The organism is Pararhodobacter sp. SW119, assembly GCF_017811755.1.
Classification (GTDB): Bacteria; Pseudomonadota; Alphaproteobacteria; order Rhodobacterales; family Rhodobacteraceae; genus Pararhodobacter.
In genome coordinates this window covers 1-5297 of sequence record NZ_JADDJF010000102.1, presented here as the reverse complement: position 1 = coordinate 5297, position 5297 = coordinate 1, and the positions used below count along the sequence as shown (strand labels likewise).

Genomic DNA, 5297 nt, shown 5'->3' with positions numbered 1-5297 from the left:
TCCCTGGCGAAACTTAACCTCCAAAACGCGAAAAAATCCAAGAGTCGTGTAGTATGGAAATCCGGTAAAGATTTCTTCGTGTATCGCATGATTTCAATATCTTGAGTGCTCTGCTCAACTTGAGCAGCCGCCTTCCCGTGCCTCCCCGAACGGGCCAGCGGCGACGGCGACCAGCAAGACGGTTCCCGAAACACTCGAAACATTCCCGCCCCTCGTCCGCCATCGGCGTGAAACGGCGCGCGCGCATACCGCGGTCATCGCAACGCATGACCCCGTGGAGACGCCGATGCCCCCCCTATCCATCCCCTACCGCTGGTGGGCGGTCGCCGCCGCCTTCGTCGGCATGGCGGGCGGCTACGGCGCGATCACCACCATCGCCGTCCTGATCGCGCCTTTCGAGGGCGAGTTCGGCTGGCTGCGCTCGGACCTGTCCCTGGCCTACACGCTGCTCACCATCGGCGCGGCCTTCGGCGGGCTCTTTGCCGGGCGGCTCGCCGACCGCCTGCCCACCGGGCCGATCGCGGCGACTGGCGCGGTGATCGTCGGCGCCGGGCTGGTGCTGATCGGCTTCCAAACTCGGATCGCGGCGATCCAGGCGATCTACCTGACCATCGGCTTTCTGGGCTTCGCCTGCCTCTACGCGCCGCTCCTGACCACTGTCTCGCTCTGGTTCGAGCGCGGGCTGGGATTGGCCATCGGCATCGTGACCGCCGGCGGCGCCGTCGGGCAGGGGCTGGTGCCGCCGCTCTTTCAGGCAATGATCGCCGGGTTGGGCTGGCGCGCAGCCTGCGCGGTGCTGGGGGTCGGTTTCATTCTCGTCATAGCGCCGGCGGTGCTGCTCCTGCGCAAGCCGCCGTCGGGCAGCAGGGTCGCGGGCAACGCCGTGACGGCCTGGCCCGTTTCGCCATCCGTCAGCCTGCCGCTCCTGGCGCTCGCGGCGCTGACCTGTTGCATCCTGATGGGCGTGCCGAGCGTGCATCTGGTGGCCTTCGCGGTTGGGGAAGGGCTCGATCCGGCCGCGGCCACGGGGCTGATGTCGGTCCTGATGCTTTCCGGTGCGGTCGGCCGCATCGCCGCCGGCCCGCTGGTCGACCGGTTCGGACCGCTGGCCAGCTACGCCGCACTGTCGGTCCTGCAGACAGGGACGGTCTATCTGTTCGTGCTGACCGGGCCGGGGCCGTTCCTCTATGCCGTCGCAGCCGCCTACGGGCTGGGCTTCGGCGGGGTGATGACCGCCTCGGTCTGCGCCGTTCGGGCGGCGGTGCCGGCTCGCTCGGTCGGCAGCGCGATGGCGGTGGTGGCGCTTCTGGCCTGGATCGGCATGGGCGCGGGCGGCTACCAGGCCGGGCTCTGCTTCGATGCGACCGGCAGCTACGAGTTGCCCTTCGCGCACGCCGCGCTGGCCGGCGTCGTGAACCTCGCCGTGCTGGGCGTGTTGGCCGTCCTGATCCGGCAGGCCCAATCCCGGCAGGAGGGACCGGTAGTCGCCGTCGCTATTGCCGCCTGACCCCAGCCCCCGACCCGAAAGGAGACCGAGATGACCGATCGAACGCTCACATCCGCCTGGACCGACACACTGCGTGGTCGCCCCGAACCCGGTGCCGTCGCAGAGCGCCGCCGCCGGACCCGCGCCCGCGACATCGATGCCTTCACGGCGATCAGCGGGGACCGCAATCCGCTGCACTACGACGCCGACCTCGCCTCGGCCTCGGTCTTCGGCCGGCTGATCGTACAGGGCGGCGTGACCTCGGGCCTATTGAACGCGCTTGTCGCCGAGGATCTGCCCGGCCCGGGCACGGTTTTCCTCGCGGTCGAATGGTCGTTCGTCCGCGCGGTCGGCGTCGGCGAAATGCTCACCGCCCGGGCTGAGGTGCTGAGCGTGCGCGACGACAAGCCGATCTGCACCTTGGCGACGACGATTCTGAACGAAGCTCGTGAGCCGGTGCTGACTGGACGCGCCACCACCTACACCGTCCCGCTGCGCCGGACGGCAACCCAAGAAGGAAACTTCGATGACGCATGATCCATTGCTCCGCCTGCTCGGCGACGGCCTTCTGGCCGCGCTCGGCCTGACCGTTCCCCGTCCGGACGCTCCGCAGCCTGCGCGCCCTTTCTCAACCCGATCCACTGCGAAAAAGGAGAGACCCATGAAGACCCGCTTGATCGTTCCACTCGCCGCCATGCTGATGATCGCCCCTCCTTCCGCGCAGGCCGCGATGCCAGCTTGCCCAGCGCCGGAACCGAGTCTGGTGAAGGCCAGTCTGGGACTGTCTACGACTACGGTCGAGCCCGCCGCGCGCGCGCTGTTCGACGCCGGTCTGGTGGCCTATTGGGCCGGGGATTCGGTCGCCGCGCTGCACGCGTTCCGCGCGGCGCAAGCGGCCGATCCCGTCTGCGCGCTCTGCCACTGGGGCGAGGCGCTGGCGCTGGGTCCGCGGGTCCATGTCGCGATGCCACATTCGCAGGTCCGCCCGGCTTGGGAGGCGATCGTCCATGCGCAGTCGCTGGCGCGGAACGCATCGGAGCTTGAACGCGACCTGATCGACGCGACACGCCACCGCTACGGCGTCAACCCCATGGTATCCCGCCGCCAGCTTGATGTCGCATGGGCGACGGCCATCCGGCAACTCGCCGAACGACACCCGCGTAGCGACGCTTTCCACCTGCTCGTGCGCGAGGCCGATGCGATCCTTGGCGCGGTTGCCGATGGATGACGCCAGCACATCAAACACCTTGAGCGCCGGCGTCAAGGCCGGCGCAAGCCTCGCAGTGGCAACGAGGTTGGGCGGCCTCATGACTAGGCGCTACGACTCCCGCTTCTCGAGCGCGAGGACGGGCTGAAACGCGCGCCGGCATTAGATTCGACGTAGCGGCGTCCAGTTAAATTGATGGGCAACATTATTGCTTGAGAGTCAGGCGGATCTGCTCTTTCAGCCAGTCGCGCAAGGATTGCATGCCGGCGGAGGTCGCCAGTTCTTGATTCGTCACGAGCCAATACGCGGCAGCCACCCTGACCGGGCGACCAATCGGCAAGAGCAATCCGCGGCGGATGTCGTCTTCGATCAGAAGGCTGCGGCCAAGGGCGACACCCAGGCCACCGATTGCGGCCTGGAGTGCCAAGTCCGCGCGATCAAAATGCTTCACTGCTTGCGGCGACGGTTCCGGGGTGCCCAGCAGTCTGCGATAGTCTCTCCAGGTGGTGCCTGTCCGGAACATGTCTGCGCCACTGTCGCTCAGAAGTGTGAGCGTTCCGTCGCTGGCCGGATCGAGCCTTGTTTTTCTCGCTGCCGGATGTGCAGTGCCGATGACTGGCTGGAGTTCGCATCCTGCGAGCCGGGTGGCGTGCAATCCCGGATAGGGACCGTCGCCGAAGCGTAGCCCAGCATCGATTTCGCTTGATGCGAGCACAACAAGATCTTCGCGCACGTCTATCGAGAGATCGAGTCCGGCGGACGCAGCGCTCGGTAGTCTTGGCAAGAGCCATTTCATTGCGAGGGACGAGTGAACGGAAAGCCGGATGGATCTTGTCGTCTGCACATCGCGCGCTGCTCTCAATGCTCGCCCTGCGTCGGTCCAGGACCGCGACGCCACGTCGCACAATATGGCACCGGCGCGTGTCGGTGAGACACTTCGGGTCGTGCGCGCGAAGAGCTTTAGCCGGAGTTCGGATTCCAGCAGGCGGATTCGATGGCTCACCGCGCTGGGATCAAGATCGAGCGCGCGCGCGGCGCCGGCAAAGCTGCCGTATCGTTGAACGGCCGCCAGCAAGCCGAGCGACTGAACCAACCTGGAGACCGCGATGTCCTCCGATTCCCGATTCATGAATCTTGCTCACTCACTGGTGAGTTCAGAGCCCTCGGTAGTTCATTTGAAAGCTGCAATATTCGAGCATCCTCAACGGAGACTTCCAATGTCAGAACATGAGATTTTGTCAAGGTTTCGGATCCCCGTCCATATCGTCAACGCGTTCACGCTGAATGGCACCGGTGGGAACCCTGCCGGGGTCGTTCTGGACGCCGATGACCTGACCGAGGGCATGATGCAGTCGATCGCGGCGCAAACGGGGCTGTCGGAAACTGCGTTTGTGTCCCGCTCGCCGACTGAAGGAGCCCGGCTCGACTTCTTCACGCCGACCAGGCGCATCGCGCACTGCGGTCATGCGACGATTGCCGCGTTTGCGTTGTTGCGCACGGAAGGGCGCATTGCGGACGGCACGACATCGAAGCAGACGGTGGACGGTCCGCGTCGGATCCAGCTGCGAAGCGGCGCGGTGTTCATGGAACAGCACGCACCCCGGTACCCGATCCAGGCGGATTGGGCCGGGTCGGGCGTGACGCGCGCGCATATCCTGGACGCACTCAGGTTGACGCGCGAGCAGTTGAATGCACGGGTGGAGCCACAGATCGTCGATACTGGCAACCGGTTTCTCCTCGTTGGCCTTGACGGAGCCGACGATCTGGAGGGGATGACACCCGATCAGGACGCAATTGCGCGTATCAGCGAGGCGCTGGACCTGATCGGCTTCTATCCGTTCACCGTCTGTAGCGGGTCGGGCTGCGCAGATGCCACGGCTCGCATGTTTGCGCCCCGCTTCGGCATCCCGGAAGAAAGCGCAACCGGCATGGCGGCAGGTCCACTCGCATGCCTGCTCCACGACGTTCTCGGCGATCGGCGGACCCACTTCGAGATCGAGCAGGGCCGCTTCATGGCACAGCCGAGTATCAGTCGGATTCTCGTCGATCTAAAGGTGCAAGCGGAGGGAATCACTGGCCTCATGGCCGGTGGCGAAGGCCGAATGGACCGAACCCTGTGGATCGATCCGTCGGCGAGCAGTTGATCGAGCGTGTGTTGCCTCCTCGGTGGTAGATGCCCATCCCGCCCCGTCGCGCTGGCCGGGCGGGGATAGGCGTGTCTAGGATGCGCCGCAAGTGCCGGCAAGCAACCCGCCGTCGAGGGAGAGTTCCGCTCCGCTGATGTAGCTTGCCCCGACCGAGGCGAGGAGCACCGCCAATGCCGCGACCTCGGACCGCTCCCCGAGCCGTCGCAACGGTATGTCGGCGAAAAGCTAGGCCATAGCTCAGCGCGATCAGGGCCGTCGACTATCATCGGTTCCCATTTCCGGGTCAGGATCGCGCCGGGATGGATCGAGTTGCAGCGGATCGCTCGGCCCCGGTCGGCATAATAGGCAGGTGTGGCGATGGGCCGCGCAGTCCGTGGTCGCGGCGCAGTGCCGAAGGGAAAGGGCCCTGAGGTGGGCGAGGATCTTGCGGAGGTTGTGGCCGCAGGCGCAGAGGACG

At 66.0% G+C, this 5297-nt stretch carries 6 protein-coding genes; 4 read left to right on the top strand and 2 right to left on the bottom strand.

Features of this window, described 5'->3' with window-relative positions:
- Window positions 1-286 precede the first annotated feature (286 nt).
- The 3 genes from IM708_RS20225 to IM708_RS20215 all read left to right on the top strand — a co-directional run bounded on the left by IM708_RS20225 (window position 287) and on the right by IM708_RS20215 (window position 2714).
- Window positions 287-1507, top strand: coding sequence for an MFS transporter (locus IM708_RS20225; RefSeq protein WP_209428366.1), 1221 nt, complete (start codon window positions 287-289; stop codon window positions 1505-1507).
- A gap of 30 nt (window positions 1508-1537) precedes the next feature.
- On the top strand, window positions 1538-2023 hold the full coding sequence (locus tag IM708_RS20220) for a MaoC/PaaZ C-terminal domain-containing protein (protein ID WP_209428365.1): 486 nt from the start codon (window positions 1538-1540) through the stop codon (window positions 2021-2023).
- A 124-nt stretch (window positions 2024-2147) separates the two neighbouring features.
- The gene (locus tag IM708_RS20215; protein ID WP_209428364.1) at window positions 2148-2714 is read left to right on the top strand and encodes a hypothetical protein; all 567 of its coding nucleotides are present in this window, start codon (window positions 2148-2150) and stop codon (window positions 2712-2714) included.
- A gap of 184 nt (window positions 2715-2898) precedes the next feature.
- Here the strand turns inward: IM708_RS20215 and IM708_RS20210 are convergent, their stop codons facing one another.
- Window positions 2899-3822: a LysR substrate-binding domain-containing protein gene (locus IM708_RS20210; RefSeq protein ID WP_209428363.1), complete on the bottom strand. Its 924-nt coding sequence runs from the start codon at window positions 3820-3822 to the stop codon at window positions 2899-2901.
- A gap of 88 nt (window positions 3823-3910) precedes the next feature.
- Here IM708_RS20210 and IM708_RS20205 point away from each other — a divergent pair, with 88 nt between their 5' ends.
- On the top strand, window positions 3911-4837 hold the full coding sequence (locus IM708_RS20205; RefSeq protein WP_209428362.1) for a PhzF family phenazine biosynthesis protein: 927 nt from the start codon (window positions 3911-3913) through the stop codon (window positions 4835-4837).
- A gap of 75 nt (window positions 4838-4912) precedes the next feature.
- Here the strand turns inward: IM708_RS20205 and IM708_RS20200 are convergent, their stop codons facing one another.
- Entirely contained in the window at window positions 4913-5005 is a 93-nt protein-coding gene (locus IM708_RS20200; RefSeq protein WP_348525011.1) for a hypothetical protein, read from the bottom strand.
- Between the last annotated feature and the right edge of the window lie 292 nt (window positions 5006-5297).

Coding starts and splice junctions, on each gene's coding strand:
- IM708_RS20225 (WP_209428366.1), top strand. CDS start 287: ATGCCCCCCCTATCCATCCCCTACCGCTGGTGGGCGGTCGCCGCCGCC.
- IM708_RS20220 (WP_209428365.1), top strand. CDS start 1,538: ATGACCGATCGAACGCTCACATCCGCCTGGACCGACACACTGCGTGGT.
- IM708_RS20210 (WP_209428363.1), bottom strand. CDS start 3,822: ATGAATCGGGAATCGGAGGACATCGCGGTCTCCAGGTTGGTTCAGTCG.
- IM708_RS20205 (WP_209428362.1), top strand. CDS start 3,911: ATGTCAGAACATGAGATTTTGTCAAGGTTTCGGATCCCCGTCCATATC.
- IM708_RS20215 (WP_209428364.1), top strand. CDS start 2,148: ATGAAGACCCGCTTGATCGTTCCACTCGCCGCCATGCTGATGATCGCC.